The following is a 13,906-nucleotide window of genomic DNA, read 5'->3' on the forward strand; positions in this document are numbered from 1 at the left end:
GTACAACAACCAGGACCACGCGATGATGACCGCGATGCTGACGGCGCGGAACATCCTGGCGGGGCAGCAGATCTACGACGTGTGGCGCGTCAACCAGGACGCTGAGTACCACGAGGAAGCCAGCCGCGACGCGCCCGACCAGGGCGGGCGCATGGTGCCGGCGCGGGTCTGAGCCCTGCCCGTCGGCGTATCGGACAGGACCGCGGCGGCGAGGCTGAGCCAGCCGGTCGCGCTCCTTGCGCTGCTGGTGATGTGGCTGGCGACGCGGCCCTATCACGGCATCGTCCATGATTCGCAGCTCTACACCGCGCAGGCCATCGCCTGGGGCGATCCCGCCGCCTTCGCGCGCGACCTGTTCTTTGCCTTCGGCAGCCAGGACCGCTTCACCATCTTCTCGAGCCTCTATGGTCCCCTGATCCAGGCCTTCGGGCCGGGGCCCGCGCATGCGCTGATGCTCGCGATCGAGCAGGCGCTGTGGCTCTGCGGGGCGTGGGTGCTGGCTTCGGCGCTGATCCCCGATCCGCGCGTGCGGCTCTGGTCGCTGGCGGGGCTGATCCTGCTGCCGAACGCCTTCGGGCACCTGGCCCTGCTGCGCTACGGCGAGCCCTTCGTGACCTCCCGCCCGCTGGTGGAAGCCGCGACGATGGCGGCCTGGGGCCTGGCGCTGCGCGGCCGCCGGGTGTTGCCGGTCTTCCTGATGCTGCTGGCGCTGTCGCTGCATCCGCTGATCGCGATGCCGGGGGTGGGCGTGCTGGCGCTGCTGTGGCTGTCGCGCCTGCCGCGCCTGACCCGCGCGCTGGTCGCGCTGGCCGTGCTGCTGGCCTGCCTGCCGGTCGTGCTGCCCGACGGATTGCTCGATCGCATCGGCCGGATGGATGCGGAGTGGGCGGAGATCGTCGGCGGCACGGTGCAGATCGCCATGCTGGCGGAGTGGTCGGCGGCGGAATATGCCAGGCTCGGCGGGCGGCTGATCCTGACGGTGACGCTGCTGCTGGCACTGACGGGCCAGGCGCGGACGCTGCTGGGCGCGGCCTTCGTGGTCGGGCTGCTCGGCCTGCTGCTGAGCGGCCTGGCCGGCGGCATCGCGAAGCTGCACATCGTCATCGCCGGCCAGCCCTGGCGCGCGGTCTGGCCGATGCTTTGCCTGGGCAACCTGCTCTTCGTGCCGGCCATGCTGCGGCTGCGCGACGAAGGTTTCTGGGCGCGGCCGATGGAGCGCGCGACGATCATCGTGCTGACCGTCCTGATGGTCGGCGTGCATGTCGCGCCGGGCCTCTTCATCGCGCTGCCGCTGCCGGGGCTGCTGCTGTTCTGGCAGGTGCTGCTGCACCGGCGCCGCGCGGCGCCGTCGCGCCTGGCGCTGCTCGGCATGCGGGCGCTGCTGGTGCTGTCGCTGGGCTGGGGACTGGCGGTACTGGTGCTCGCGGTCTGGGTGCAGGCCGCGCAATACGAGGAACTGCCCTGGACCGTGCCGCGGGGCACGCTGCTGATTGCCGGCGCGGTTGCGCTGCTGGCGGCCGCCACCGCGCCCGTCCGGCCGCGCGCGATGGCGGCCGCCATGCTGGCCGGTGCCGTCCTGCTGCCGATGATCGCGCTGGCCAGCCACGACCAGCGCACGGCCTGGGCGCGCTTTGTGGAGACGCCGGGCGCGGAGCAGCGCAGCCTGGAAGCCTTCCTGCCGCGCGAGGGCGGCGTCTTCTGGGACGGCGGGCTCGACCTCGTGTGGTTCCGGCTGCAGCGGCCGTCCTACTTCTCCTGCGTGCAGGGATCGGGCGTGGTGTTCTTCCGCGGCACCGCGATCGCCTACCAGGAACGGATCGAGCGCTTCGCCTTCCAGCGACGCGAAGGCACCTGCTCCGGCAACATGACGCCGGCTGAGAGGCCCGCGACGCGTGCCGATCTGGAAGCGATCTGCCGCAGCGAGACGGGGCTGGACTACCTGGTCCTGGCGGACCGCATCGAGGGACTGGTGGCGGCGAGTTGGACGATCCCGCTGCCGCGGAGCGGGCCCAACCTGCTCGGCGGGAAGTGGCCGGCGGGCGAGGTGTATCGCTACGATTGCGCGGCGCTGCGCTGAGCTACCAGTAGCCCTGCATGATCTCGCGCGCCCAATCGGGCTCGCGGATCGCGCCGCGGGGGTCGAAGCCCGTCATGTGCGGCTTGACGTCGAGCACCGGGGAGCCGTCCACCGCATCGAGCCCGCGCACGCGCAAGGTCAGCCCGGCGACGCCGAGCAGCCGGCAGGTCGTGACGCCGATCCGGTTCGGCCGCGGCGAGCCGCGCTGGCCGAGGATGCCCATGCGCGGCCAGTCCTGCCGCCCGCGGGGATGGCGCGCTCCGCGCTCCAGCGTCGTCGGATCGAGCCGGTCGAAGACGAAGAGCACGACGACATGGCTGAAGGCGTCGAGACCGAGCGCGGCGTCGGGGCCGAGCTGCGCGGGGTCCAGCACGATCTCGGCTTCCACCGCGTCCCAGCCATCGTCGGCGACCTCCGTCCGTCCACCGCGGACATGGCCGATGGGGTGCAGCGTGATGCTGCTCATGCCCGCCTGCGGCGTGCACACTCAGAGCGACCGCGGGCCATGAACAGCGCGAGGCCGGCGGGATCCGTCACTGGAACACCGGCACCGAGTTGTTGTCGGGGATCACCGGCGGCGGCAGGTCGATCGTGACCGTGGAGGGGTCCACCGTCGGGCCGTGCTGGGTGAAGAAGGTCACGCTCTCCGGCCAGAAGATCACGACCGCCACCAGCGCGAGCTGCAGGAACAGCCAGGGGATCGCACCCCAGTAGATGTCGCGCGTCCGCACCTCCTTCGGCGCGATGCCGCGGAGGTAGAACAGCGCGAAGCCGAAGGGCGGATGCATGAAGCTGGTCTGCAGGTTGATGCAGATCAGCACGCCGAACCAGACGAGATCGATGCCGAGGTTCTTCGCTACCGGCACGAGCAGCGGGATCACAATGAAGGCGATCTCGAAGAAGTCCAGGAAGAACGCCAGGAAGAAGATGAAGACGTTGACGAAGACGAGGAATCCGGTGGCGCCGCCCGGCAGGTAGGACAGCAGGTGCTCGATCCAGATGCCGCCATCCACGCCCTGGAAGACCAGGCTGAACACCGTCGCGCCGATCAGGATGTAGATCACCATCGCGGTGATGCGCATGGTGTTCGCCATGGCCTGGCGCACCAGCGGCCAGGACAGCCGCCCGTTCATCGCCGCCAGCGCGAAGGCGCCGACCACGCCCATCGCACCCGCTTCCGTCGGCGTCGCCAGCCCCATGAAGATCGTGCCGAGCACCATGAAGATCAGCACGAGCGAGGGCACCATCCCCTTCGCGACGCGCCACCAGAGCCGCCAGTCCCGCGGCAGCAGCGCCTCCGGCGGCAGGGGCGGGACCTTCTGCGGCGCGACGACCGCGACGGCCGCGATGAAGCCCAGGAACAGCAGCACCTGCAGGATCGAAGGGCCGATCGCGCCGGCATACATGTCGCCGACGCTCTGGCCGAGCTGGTCGCCGAGCACGATCAGCACCAGCGAGGGCGGGATGAGCTGCGTGATGGTGCCCGACGCCGCGATCACGCCTGTCGCGATGCGCATGTCGTAGCCGTAGCGCATCATGATCGGCAGGCTGATCATGCCCATCGCGATCACGCTCGCGGCCACCGTGCCGGTGATCGCGCCGAGGATCGCGCCGACGATGATCACGGCATAGGCGAGCCCGCCCGGGATCTTGCCGAAGAGCTGCCCGCTGCCTTCCAGCAGGTCCTCCGCCAGGCCGCAGCGTTCCAGGATCGCGCCCATCAGCGTGAAGAAAGGGATCGCGAGCAGCAGCTCGTTGGAGAGGATGTTGAAGACGCGTAGCGGCAGGTTGAGCAGATAGGCCTGCGGGAAGAGCCCGAGCTCGATCGCCGCGATGCCGAAGAACAGTCCGACGGCCGCCAGCGAGAAGGCCGCGGGGAAGCCGATCAGCAGAAAGATGACCAGCCCGCCGAACATCATCGGCGGCATAATGTCTTCAAGACCGGTCATGGAGCTTGCCTCAGGCGCCGGCGCCGCTCCGCGGCTTGGCTTTCGCGCCTACGCGCTGTCGCGCCTGGGACTGGTGTTGCGCTGTGCGCGGGCCGCCTTTGGCGGCCGAAAAAGAGGTCCGGGCCGGCCATCACTGCTCCGGCCGCTCGTAGTTCGCGTGGATGCGCCCGGCCGGCAGCTCGATCCCGCGCAGGAGCGCGATGCGCTTGATCAGCTCCGACAGGCCCTGCGCCGTGATCAGGGCGAAGCCCAGCGGCATCAGCACCTTCACGGGCCAGCGCAGCAGCCCGCCCGGCGAGGACGAGGTCTCGGCCCGCACCCAGGATTCCACGAAGAAGGGCCAGGTCATCCACGCCAGCATCGCCATGGCCGGCAACAGGAAGAAGGCGAGGCCCAGCACGTCCACCCAGAGCTTCGCCCGCCAAGGGAGGGAGCCATAGACCAGGTCCACCCGCACATGCTCGTTGCGGAACAGGGTGAAGCTCGCGCCGAGCATCACCATGCCCGCGAACATGTACCACTGCGCCTCGAGCGCGCCGTTGGAGCCGAGCGAGATGCCATAGCGCAGGAAGGCATTGCCGGCGGACAGCAGGCACGCGAGCAGCACCAGCCAGTCGGCAACCCGGCCGAAGGCTGTGTTCATCGCGTCCACCGCGCGGCTGAAGGCGAGGAAAGGGGCCATGCTGCCCTTGGCGTTCCCTGCGGGCTCCCGGCCCGGAAGCGCGCCACTTAGCGCCGGGTTCTGCGCTTGGGAAGCGGCAGCCCCCCGACACGCCATCATGGACGGTTCTTCAACCGCCAAGCCCCTTCTGCCCGGGCGGGCCGGACTCTAGTCTGGCGGGCGTGACCGCGCCTTCCCGCCCGTGCTGACGGCCCTCCTGACCGCGCTGGCCGTCCTGGTGCTGCTGGCCCTCCTCGCGCCGCCGCTGGCACGGCTGAGCTGGGGCGCGGCGGTCGTGCATGGCGGTGCGCTGGCGGCGGCGGCGGTCTTCGTCGCGGTGGCACTGGCGGCGCTGGCCGAGGGCGGAGCCGCGACGATGCCGCTGCCGTTGTCGGCGCCTTCCGGGCCGATGATGGTGGCGCTGGACGGGCTGTCCGCCTGGTTCCTGCTGCTGCTGGGCCTGGCTGCCGTAGCCTCGGCGCTGTACGCGCTCGGGCATGAGGGTGCGGCGCCGGCGCGCGTGCTCACGGCCTATCCGCTGTTCCTGGCGGGCATGGCGCTGACCCTGATCGCCGCCGACGGACTGACCATGCTGCTGGGCTTCGAGGCGATGTCGCTGGCAAGCTGGGCCATGGTCGCCGCCGATCATGCGAAGCCCGGGAACCGCCGCGCGGCGCAGCTCTATCTCGTCTTCGCGGCGCTGGCGGCGGTCTGCCTGGTGCCGGCGTTGGGACTGCTCGCGGTCTCCGGCGACCTGTCCTTCGCCGCTATTCGCGCCCGCCCGCCGGAGGGCTGGCGCGCGGCGCTGGTGCTTGCGCTGGTCGTCGCCGGAACCGGGTCGAAGGCCGGCCTGGTGCCGCTGCACGCCTGGCTGCCGCTCGCCCATCCTGCCGCGCCCAGCCACGTCTCGGCGCTGATGTCGGCGGCGATGGTGAAGGTCGCGCTGTATGTCGCGGCGCGGCTGCTGCTGGACCTGTGTGGCCCATCGCAGCCGCTGTGGTGGGGCGTGCCGCTGATCGTGCTCGGCGCGGCGTCGGCTGCGCTCGGCGCGCTGCGTGCGAACCTCGAGGAGGAGGGCAAGACGCTGCTCGCCTGCTCCACGATCGAGAATGTGGGGCTGGTCGCGATCGGGCTCGGCCTTGCGGCCTGTTTGAGGGCGGCCGATCTCGGGCCGCTGGCGGCGCTGGCGGCGGGGGCGGCGCTGCTGCACGCGCTGAACCATGCGGTGTTCAAGTCGCTGCTCTTCCTCGGCATGGGCGAGGTCGCGCATGGCGGGGGATCGCGCAGCCTCGATCGCCTGGGCGGGCTCATCCATTCGATGCCCTGGACGGCGGCCTGCGTGCTGGTCGGCGCGCTCGCCGCGGCGAGCCTGCCGCCGCTGTCGGGCTTCGCCGGCGAATGGCTGCTCCTGCAGGCGCTGCTGGCGTCCTGGCGGGTCGGCGACCTGCCGTTCCAGCTGCTGGTGCTGGCGGTGACCGCGCTGGCGGCGCTGGCCGCGGCGCTGGCGGCGGCGGCGATGGTGCGGATGTTCGGGCTGGTCTTCCTCGGGCGGCCGCGCGCGCCGCGGGCACTCGGCGGCCAGGATGGGCCGCTCGCGGCGAAGATCGCGCTGGCGATCCCCGCGGTGCTGACGGCGGTGTTCGGGCTCATCCCGGGCGCGCTGCTGGCGCTCGGCGCGCCGGCGCAGCAGGTGCTGGTGCGCGCGGACATGGAGGCGCGCGCCGGCGCCTTCGGCGTCGCCGTCGGCGATGGCGCGGCGAGCTACTGGCCGGTCGGGCTCGCGCTGCTGCTGGCCGCCGCCGGGGTCGCCACCTGGGCCGTGGTCAAGCGCCGTGGCCCGGGGGCGAAGGTGGCGGCGCCCGAGAGCGCGCGCGGCCCGGCCTGGGATTGCGGCTTCGCCTCGCCGCCTGCGCATCTGCCCTTCGGCGATCCGCTGACCCAGCCCTCGGCCGCGGGGCTCGGGCAGCCGCTACGGCGGATGCTCGGCCAGCCCGTGCTGGCGGCGCATGAGGGCGTGGTGATGCCGCCTCCCGGCGACGTGTCCGCGGCGCGGATCGAGGCAGGGTTCCACGACCTTTCCGACGCGCTGCTGATCGGTCCGTTGGCCGTGGCGCGGGACGCGGTGATCGCGCGGACGGAGCGGTTGCGCGACCTGTCGATCCGGCAATGCCTGATGCTGCCCTTCGCGACGCTGGTGGCGCTGCTGCTGCTGATCGCGTGGCTGGAGTCCGGCGCGTGACCGCCCTCGGCGCCATCCTGGCTCAGTTGCTGCATGTCGCGCTGGTGGTGCTTGCGGCGCCGATCGTCGTCGGCGTGATCCGCTGGCTGAAGGCGCGGATGATGGGGCGGATCGGCGCCTCGCCGCTGCAGCCCTGGCGGGACCTCGCGAAGCTGCTGCGCAAGCGGCCGGTGCTGGCGGAGAACGCGTCCTGGATCAGCCGCGGCGCGCCCTATGTCGCGGTCGGCGCGGCGGTGGCGGCGATCGCGCTGGTGCCGAGCTTCGCGCGCGGCATGGCATTGGCGCCGCTTGCGGATCTCGTGCTGATCGCGGGGCTGCTCGCGGTCGGGCGGGTGGCGATCGCGCTGACGGGGCTGGATGTCGGCACGGCCTTCGGCGGGCTGGGCGCGGCGCGCGAGCTGTCCTTTGCGGCGCTGGCGGAGCCCGCGCTGATCCTCGCCGCGCTGTGCTTCGCGATCCTCGCGGGGACGACCTCGCTGGACGTGATCGCGGCGACCTTCCAGGAGAATTCGGTCGGGCTGCGCGTGTCGCTGGTTCTCGCGCTCATCTCGCTCTGCGCCGTCGCGGTGGCGGAGAACGCGCGCATCCCCGTGGACAACCCCGCGACACATCTCGAGCTGACGATGGTGCACGAGGCGATGATCCTTGAAGCCTCCGGCCGGCACCTCGCCCTGTGGGAAGCGGCGTCGGCGCTGCGGCTGACCCTGTGGCTCGCACTGATCGCCGCGGTCTTCGTGCCTTTCGGCACGGCGCCGTCGGGCTTCGCACCGCTGGGCTGGATCGCGGGCCTGGTGGCCTGGGTCGTGAAGATGGGCGTGCTGTGCCTGGCGCTGGCCTCCTTCGAGAGCGCGATCGCCAAGATGCGGGTGTTCCGCGTACCGGAGTTCCTGGGCATCGCGATGCTGCTCGGGCTGCTCGGCGCGATCCTGCTCTTCGTGTCGACGAGGCTCGCGTGAACGGGTTCGGCACACCTGCCTACGACGTCTCGCATCTGCTGGGCGGCGGCGTGCTGCTGCTGTCCTTCGTGCTGCTCTACGAGCGGCGGCTCGGTGCGGTGATCAACGCCTTCGCGGTGCAGGGCGGGCTCCTGGCGGCCGCCGCGGCCTGGCAGGGCTATGTCCAGCACGCGCCGGAGCTCTTCCTGACCGCCGCCATCGCCTTTGGCGCCAAGGCCATCGCGATCCCCGTGGCGCTGCGCTTCGTCGTGGGGCGGCTCGGCCTGCATAAGGCGGTGGAGCCGCCGATCGGCGTCGGCGCCTCGTTGCTCGCCGCGATCGGGCTGGTCGGGCTGTCCGTCATGGTGGTGCTGCCGGTCACGGCGGGCGGGGCGACGCCGGTGGCGCGCGTGGACCTGACCATCGCGCTCTCCGTCGTGCTGCTGGGCATGCTGGCGATGATCGTGCGGCGCAACGCGATCAGCCAGGTGATCGGGCTGCTGAGCCTGGAGAACGGGCTGATCCTGGGCGCGGTCGGCGTGGCGGGCATGCCGCTGGTGGTGGAGCTTTCGACCGCCGCGCTGGTGCTGATGGTCGCGGTCGTCGCGGCCGTGGTCGTCTTCCAGATCAGGGACAAGCTCGACACGCTCGACACGCATGTGCTGGACCGGCAGAGGGGCGATACATGAGCGCGCGTCCTGACGCGCGCGAACCGGCTTGCGCAGCGAGCCGAGCGGCCGAATGGCCGTCGCGGCAAGTGCCGCGAAGCCAAGCCGGCGCCCGGCGCTTGAGGGCGCAAGATAGATGATGCCGCTGCCCTGGATCCTGGTCTTCCTCCCCTGGCTCGGCGCCATCGTGCTGGCGCTGCTGCCGCCGCGCTTCGGGATCGGGCGCTACATCAACATCGGCATATCAGCGGTCTCGCTGGCCATTGCGCTCGTGCTGCTCGGTCATCAGCACGGCGAGCAGGGCTGGACGCGCACCGACGGGCTGAACCTGCCCTTCGTCGCGGTCTCCGCGCTTGTCGGGCTGACCACCGCGATCTTCTCCGCCGCCACGCTGGACGCCGAGCATTTCGACAGTCTCCGCATCCGCGCCTACCACACCGCCTTCCAGGTCTTCATGGGCGCGCAGTTCCTGGCCCTCGTTTCCGACAACATGGGCGTGATGTGGGTGGCGATCGAGATCGCGACGCTCGCCTCCGTCCTCATGGTCGGTGCGCATGGCACGCCGGCGGCGATGGAAGCCGCGTGGAAGTTCTTCATCCTCTGCGGCGTCGGCATCGCGCTCGCGCTGTTCGGAACGATCCTGCTCTATCTCGCTGCGCAGCCGGTGGTGGGCAGCGGCGATCCCGGCCTGTCCTGGGCGGCGCTGAAGGCGGTGGCGCCGCGCTGCGATCCCGGGCTGTTGTCGCTCGCCTTCGTCTTCCTGCTGGTGGGCTACGGCACCAAGGCCGGGCTGGTGCCGCTGCATTCCTGGCTGCCGGACGCCGAGGCCGAGGGGCCGCTGCCGATCTGCGCGGTGCTGTCGGGGCTGCTGCTGAACGCGGCGCTGCTCGCGATCATGCGCGCGGAATCCATCGTCACCGCGCATCCCGCGACGCTGGCGGCCGGCCCCTTCCTGATCGGCTTCGGGCTGATGTCGCTGCTGCTCGCGGCCTTCTCGCTTTGGCGGCGGCGTGACGCGCGGCGACTGTTTGCCTGGAGTTCGATCGAGCATGTCGGGCTCGCCGCCATCGCCTTCGGGATCGGCGGCGCGGTCGCGAACCTCGCGGGCATCCTGCACCTGCTCGGCCATGCGCTGGTGAAGTCGTCGGTGTTCTTCGCCGTCGGCGCGGCGGCGGAGATCAAGGGCAGCCAGAAGGTCACCGACATCGGCGGCCTGGCGTCGAGCCATCCTGCGCTGGGCTGGGGTCTCGCGCTCGGCATCGCGGGACTGGCGGGCATGCCGCCCTTCGCGCTCTTCGTGTCGGAATTCTCGCTGGTCGCCGAGGCGGTGTCGCGCTTCCCCTGGATGGTCGTGCCGCTCGGCCTCGGTCTGCTGGTCGCGACGGCGGCGCTGGTCCGCGCGCTGCAGGCGCTCTGCCTCGGCGAGCCGACGCGCGACAATCCCGTCGGCGGCGCCTTCGCGGTGCGCGGCGGGCTGCTGTGGGCGACGGTGCCGATCTGGCTGCACCTGGCGCTGGCCGCGCTGCTCGGCTTCGCCGCGCCGCCGGCCTTCACCGCGCTGCTGCGCGAAGGTGCTAGGCTGCTGGGATGACCGGGGTCGCTTCGGATCTCATCCGCCGCGGCGCGCCGCAGGGCTGCCAGCCCTTCGAGCGCTTCCTGCTGACCCGCCCCAACTTTGCCGCGCTGCGCGAGGCGCTGGCGCAGGAACCGACGCTTGCGCTGCTGTCGCTCTGGGCGGAGCCCGCGATGGTCCATGCGGCCTTCCTGGACGAAGGGGATGGCGGCCTGCTGCTCGCGAGTTGCCCGGCGGAGGGCAGCTATCCCGCGCTGTCGCCCGCCCGCCCCGGCGCCGTTCGCTTCGAACGCGCGATCCGCGACCTGTTCGGCCTGGTCGCGGAGGATGCGGTGGACCTCCGCCCCTGGCTCGACCATGGCCGCTGGCCCGGCGCGGCGCCGATGGCCGCGAAGCCGCCGCGCGATCCCCCGTCGCCGCTGCAGCCGAGCTTCCTGCCGATCGAGGGCGAGGGCTGGCACCAGATCCCGGTCGGCCCCGTCCATGCCGGCGTCATCGAGCCCGGCCATTTCCGCTTCACCGTGCAGGGCGAGCTGGTCGTGCGGCTCGAGCAGCTGCTGGGCTACACGCACAAGGGCACGCTCGCGCTGATGGCGGGCAAGTCGCCGCGCGCCGCCGCCCGCTTCGCCGCGCGCATCTCCGGCGACAGCACCGTCGCGCATTCCCTCGCCTTCGCGCTGGCCGCGGAATCCGCAACCGGCACCGCGGCGCCGCCGCGCGCGGTGCTGCTGCGCGCGGCGATGCTGGAGCTCGAGCGCATCGCCAACCACGTCGGCGACTGGGGCTTCGTCTGCAACGACGCGGCATTCGCGTACCCCCATGCGCGCTGCGGCGTGCTGCGCGAGCGCGTGCTGCGCGCCAATGCCGCGGCCTTCGGGCATCGGCTGATGATGGACGTCGTCATCCCGGGCGGCCTGTCGCGCGACATCACGCCGGGCGCGGAAGGCCCGATCCTCGCCGCATTGGCGCTGATCGAGGCGGAGATGCCGGCGCTGCTGACGATCTACGACAGCCACGCCAGCCTGCAGGACCGCGTCGTCGGCACCGGCATCCTGCCGCCCGACCTATGCGCCCGCTTCGCCGCGGGCGGGCATGTCGGCCGCGCCTCCGGCCGGGCGTTCGACGCCCGCCGCGCGCTGCCGCACGCGCCCTATGACCACGTCACGCTCGACATGCCCGTGCTGAGCGAGGGCGACGTGGACGCCCGCGTGCGCATCCGCACGGCCGAGATCCCGGCTTCCATCGCGCTGGTCCGCCAGCTGCTGGCCGCGCTCGAGCCCGGCGAGGTCCATGCGCCGCTGCCGCAGAAGGGCGGCGAGGGCATCGCGGCGGTGGAGGCCTTCCGCGGCGAGGTGCTGACCTGGATGGCGCTCGACGACGGGGGCCTGATCCGCGCGGTCTTCCCGCGCGACGCCTCCTGGCTGCAGTGGCCGCTGCTGGAGGCCGCGATCGAGGGCAACATCGTCGCGGACTTCCCGCTGTGCAACAAGAGCTTCAATTGCTCCTACAGCGGGGTCGACCTGTGATGCGTGCGGTCGTAGCGCACGACTTGCGGCCACCGCAGGTGGCCGAGGCCGCGAACGCGGTCCGCCGGCCGTCCGGCGAGCAAAGGCCGCGGAGCAGCCGCCCGGCGCCTGAGAGCACGAAAGCATGAGCGGCCGCGGCACGTCGAAGGCGGGCGAGGCCGCGGGCGCGAGCGGGCTTTTCACCATCACGCTGGTGAAGCCCGGCCCGGGGCGACAGGTCGTGGAGCACTGGGCGTATGACGAGCGCGCGCAGGCGCTGGACGACCTCGGCTGGATCGCGGAGCGCGTGGCGCCGGGCACCGAGCTCGTTCTGCGCGACCCCGAGGGCGTGGACCTTCTCCGTGTCACCAAGACCGCATAGGCGCTGACATGCTCTGGCCCAAGCTCGCGAAGCGCCTGGTCTCGAAGCCGCTGACGGATCGCCTCGCCGCGCCGCCGGAGGAGGTCGTGCAGGCGCTCGCCGAGCGGCTGGAAGCGACGGCCCGCGCACGGCTCGGCCGGAGCCTCTCCATCCGCGAAGTGGACGCCGGCAGCTGCAACGGCTGTGAGCTAGAAGTCAACGCGATGGCCGGCGTGCTGTACGACATGGAGCGCTTCGGCCTGCGCATCGTGGCCAGCCCGAAGCACGCCGACGTGCTGCTGGTGACCGGCCCCGTCACGCGCAACATGCGTGAGGCGCTGGAGCGCACGCGGGAGTGCACGCCGGAGCCCTGCTGGATCGTCGCCGCCGGCGACTGCGCCGCGGATGGCGGCGTCTTCAAGGGCAGCTACGGCGTGGAGTCCGGCGTCGGCAGCGTGCTGCAGGTGGATCTGGTCATCCCGGGCTGCCCGCCTTCGCCGGCGCAGCTGCTGGAAGGCCTGCTGTCGCTGCTGGAGGCGCAGAAGTAGCGCTCAGCCGGCCACGCCGCGCTCAAGCGCGGCCCGCAGGCCAGCGAGGTCGATCTCGAGGTCGTCGGCGTGGAACGCGCCGCGGGCCGCGACGCGCTCGAAGCGCAGGCCGAGGCCGGCGGCGAGGTTGGCGAAATAGCCGTGCCGCAAAGGCTCGCTCGGCAGGATCTCGATCACCCGGCAGCCCGGCGGAGCGAAGACCAGGTTGGCGAAGCCGGCGCCATGCAGCCCGGCCACCGCCTCCGCACGGCGGAACAGCGCGACCTGGTCGAGAAAGCCCATGCCCTCCAGCACGACGGGCGCGAAGCCATGGCGCGCGGCGATCGCGATCGCTGCCGACTCGTTCGACGCGCGCCGCCGCGATGCCATGGCGCGGGAGACGAAGATCCGTCGCGGCGCGTCCGGCCGCGGCGCGATCCGGGTGTCAAGGAAGGCGCGGCAGGCCTCGATGATGGCGCGGTCGCGCACCTCGCCGGTCCCGACCACGGCGGGCCGCGGGACGATCAGCCGGCGGACGCGTACGGCGCCAAGCGGCGCGACCGGCCGCACGCGGGCCATGAGGCCGAAGGCGTCGAGGATCTCCGCCTGGAAGCGCTGCGCCGGCGGCAGAGTCAATACCGGCACCGCTGCGTCAACGCGATCGCGCAGATCGAACCAGTTCAGCATGTAGTCTACGAGGTGGTGGTAGTAGTTGGGACTGCCGCCGAGCAGGCAGGCCGTTGCGATCCAGCCAGACTCCGGCATCGGATAGGCGATGGTGCCGCGCCATACGCGGATCCGGTTGTGGTCCGCCGGCGCATCGCGGCGCGCCCGGCCGGGCATCAGTGCGAGCCAGTCCAGCGCGATGACGCGCGCATCCCGCAGGACGTCCGCATCGCCCGGCGTCTCCCGCAGCGGGACGCGCAGGAAGCGGCCGTTCGGCTGCGGCGCGCCGTGCTTGCCGACGATGCGCGACTCCGCGCGCCGGAACGCCTCCCGCGGGCCGAGCAGGCGGAAGCGGAGGGCGGAGGCTTCGGGTCCTGCCGCGACCAGGCGGCTTTCCGCGTCCGCCCGCAGGAAGGCGCCGCCGAGCGACAGGACGACCGTGCCGTCGCCCCGGTCGGCGACGTGCCAATGCGCGAGGCGCGGTGGGTTCGGGTGTCGGCTCAGCCGAAGGCCCCCGGGCCGTGCGACGACGCGATGGCCGGAGGGCGCAACCAGCACGCCATGCTCCCCGCTGCGCTCCAGGCGCAGCAGCGACAACACGGCCTGCTTCCCGATGCGGTCGGCGGGCAGGAGTTCGGGGCAGCCGCTTCCGCCGGCGAGGAGGAAGGCCTGCGCATCCTCGGCGAAGGGGACCATGCGCGCGCGATCTAGCATCGGGCAGCCACGCGCGGAACGACTGCGGCCG

At 72.1% G+C, this 13,906-nt stretch carries 12 protein-coding genes; 8 read left to right on the plus strand and 4 right to left on the minus strand.

The window, feature by feature from the left end:
• Nucleotides 1-250: 250 nt before the first annotated feature.
• Nucleotides 251-2,077 carry a hypothetical protein gene (locus tag ACLF3M_RS26950; protein WP_430660094.1) on the plus strand — a complete coding sequence of 609 codons (1,827 nt, stop codon included), beginning with the start codon at nucleotides 251-253 and terminating at the stop codon, nucleotides 2,075-2,077.
• A 1-nt stretch (nucleotide 2,078) separates the two neighbouring features.
• Here ACLF3M_RS26950 and ACLF3M_RS26955 read toward each other — a convergent pair whose 3' ends face one another.
• The 3 genes from ACLF3M_RS26955 to ACLF3M_RS26965 form a co-directional block, all read right to left on the minus strand.
• Complete coding sequence (locus ACLF3M_RS26955; RefSeq protein ID WP_430660095.1) at nucleotides 2,079-2,543, minus strand: TrmO family methyltransferase domain-containing protein; 465 nt, start codon at nucleotides 2,541-2,543, stop codon at nucleotides 2,079-2,081.
• A gap of 67 nt (nucleotides 2,544-2,610) precedes the next feature.
• Nucleotides 2,611-4,026, minus strand: a complete 1,416-nt coding sequence (locus tag ACLF3M_RS26960) for a TRAP transporter large permease (protein ID WP_430660096.1) — start codon at nucleotides 4,024-4,026, stop codon at nucleotides 2,611-2,613.
• 130 nt (nucleotides 4,027-4,156) lie between these two features.
• Nucleotides 4,157-4,708, minus strand: a complete 552-nt coding sequence (locus tag ACLF3M_RS26965) for a TRAP transporter small permease subunit (RefSeq protein WP_430660097.1) — start codon at nucleotides 4,706-4,708, stop codon at nucleotides 4,157-4,159.
• A gap of 181 nt (nucleotides 4,709-4,889) precedes the next feature.
• Here ACLF3M_RS26965 and ACLF3M_RS26970 point away from each other — a divergent pair, with 181 nt between their 5' ends.
• From ACLF3M_RS26970 to ACLF3M_RS27000, 7 genes are all read left to right on the plus strand, one after another.
• Nucleotides 4,890-6,926, plus strand: coding sequence for a proton-conducting transporter membrane subunit (locus ACLF3M_RS26970; RefSeq protein WP_430660098.1), 2,037 nt, complete (start codon nucleotides 4,890-4,892; stop codon nucleotides 6,924-6,926).
• Nucleotides 6,923-7,882, plus strand: coding sequence for a respiratory chain complex I subunit 1 family protein (locus ACLF3M_RS26975; RefSeq protein ID WP_430660099.1), 960 nt, complete (start codon nucleotides 6,923-6,925; stop codon nucleotides 7,880-7,882). Before ACLF3M_RS26970 ends, ACLF3M_RS26975 begins: the two co-directional genes overlap by 4 nt.
• Nucleotides 7,879-8,550: a hydrogenase-4 component E gene (locus ACLF3M_RS26980; protein ID WP_430660100.1), complete on the plus strand. Its 672-nt coding sequence runs from the start codon at nucleotides 7,879-7,881 to the stop codon at nucleotides 8,548-8,550. The genes ACLF3M_RS26975 and ACLF3M_RS26980 overlap by 4 nt, the downstream gene beginning before the upstream one ends.
• A gap of 115 nt (nucleotides 8,551-8,665) precedes the next feature.
• Entirely contained in the window at nucleotides 8,666-10,120 is a 1,455-nt protein-coding gene (locus tag ACLF3M_RS26985; RefSeq protein ID WP_430660101.1) for a hydrogenase 4 subunit F, read from the plus strand.
• Entirely contained in the window at nucleotides 10,117-11,628 is a 1,512-nt protein-coding gene (locus ACLF3M_RS26990) for an NADH-quinone oxidoreductase subunit C (protein ID WP_430660102.1), read from the plus strand. Before ACLF3M_RS26985 ends, ACLF3M_RS26990 begins: the two co-directional genes overlap by 4 nt.
• A 124-nt stretch (nucleotides 11,629-11,752) precedes the next feature.
• The gene (locus ACLF3M_RS26995; RefSeq protein WP_430660103.1) at nucleotides 11,753-11,989 is read left to right on the plus strand and encodes a hypothetical protein; all 237 of its coding nucleotides are present in this window, start codon (nucleotides 11,753-11,755) and stop codon (nucleotides 11,987-11,989) included.
• A gap of 8 nt (nucleotides 11,990-11,997) precedes the next feature.
• Nucleotides 11,998-12,516, plus strand: a complete 519-nt coding sequence (locus ACLF3M_RS27000) for an NADH-quinone oxidoreductase subunit B family protein (protein WP_430660104.1) — start codon at nucleotides 11,998-12,000, stop codon at nucleotides 12,514-12,516.
• A gap of 3 nt (nucleotides 12,517-12,519) precedes the next feature.
• Here the strand turns inward: ACLF3M_RS27000 and ACLF3M_RS27005 are convergent, their stop codons facing one another.
• Nucleotides 12,520-13,857 carry a glycosyltransferase family 61 protein gene (locus tag ACLF3M_RS27005; RefSeq protein WP_430660105.1) on the minus strand — a complete coding sequence of 446 codons (1,338 nt, stop codon included), beginning with the start codon at nucleotides 13,855-13,857 and terminating at the stop codon, nucleotides 12,520-12,522.
• Between the last annotated feature and the right edge of the window lie 49 nt (nucleotides 13,858-13,906).

The organism is Falsiroseomonas sp. HW251 (assembly GCF_050563545.1).
GTDB lineage: Bacteria > Pseudomonadota > Alphaproteobacteria > Acetobacterales > Acetobacteraceae > Falsiroseomonas.